Consider the following 873-nt stretch of genomic DNA (forward strand, 5'->3'; position numbering starts at 1 on the left):
GTATCCCATCACAAAGGGAAGCGGAACATGTCCTGCGGTGGGCAAAAGATCGGCCATGAAGACCAGTGTTTTTCCTTTGTATTTAAGGTGCGGGATCATTTGTTTATCTGTATGACCATCAACAAAAAGGATTCCAAAGCCAAGTTCCGAAGAATTTTGAAAGGCTTCTCCCTGTCTTTGGATAAATTTTAGCTGTCCGCTTTCCTGCATCGGGAGTATATTTTCTTTTAGAAAAGAAGCTTTTTCCCTGGCATTTGGATTTGTAGCCCATTCCCAGTGCTCCTCATTACTCCAGAAAGTTGCATTTTTAAAGGCCGGTTCATAAGCTGTCCTGTCCTTGTTCCACTGGATGCTTCCGCCGCAGTGATCGAAGTGAAGATGAGTCATAAACACATCTGTGATATCATCGCGGTGGAACCCGTACTTCCTTAGGGATCTGTCAATATTGTCATCTCCCCAGCGATAATAGTAGCCAAAGAATTTTTCGTTTTGCTTGTCCCCCATTCCTGTATCTATTAGAATGAGCCTGTCGCCTTCTTCCACAAGCAAACAGGTGGCGGCAATATCGATCATGTTATTTTCATCTGCCGGATTTGTCTTATTCCAGATGGATTTAGGCACTACGCCAAACATAGCACCTCCATCCAGCTTGAAATTTCCGGCTTCTATAGGATAAATCTTCATGTAGAATTAGATGGTTAAAAGAGGTTTGAGGTTTAATTTAGCGTAAATATATTATTTTTTCGCCGGGGCTTATAGTATCGTGAAAGTGGAATGGACGTTTTCGCCCTTCAGTATCAACTATAACAATGGGAAGTATATCCTCTTTGCCTTGTGTGTGTTTCTTTATCCACTCCCTGGTTGACAGCTCTT

At 42.4% G+C, this 873-nt stretch carries 1 protein-coding gene; it reads right to left on the minus strand.

What is annotated here, in order from left to right:
* On the minus strand, positions 1-684 hold a 684-nt coding region (locus HC175_RS15435; RefSeq protein ID WP_168139345.1), incomplete at its 3' end, for an MBL fold metallo-hydrolase.
* Between the last annotated feature and the right edge of the window lie 189 nt (positions 685-873).

This window comes from Salinimicrobium oceani (assembly GCF_012037645.1).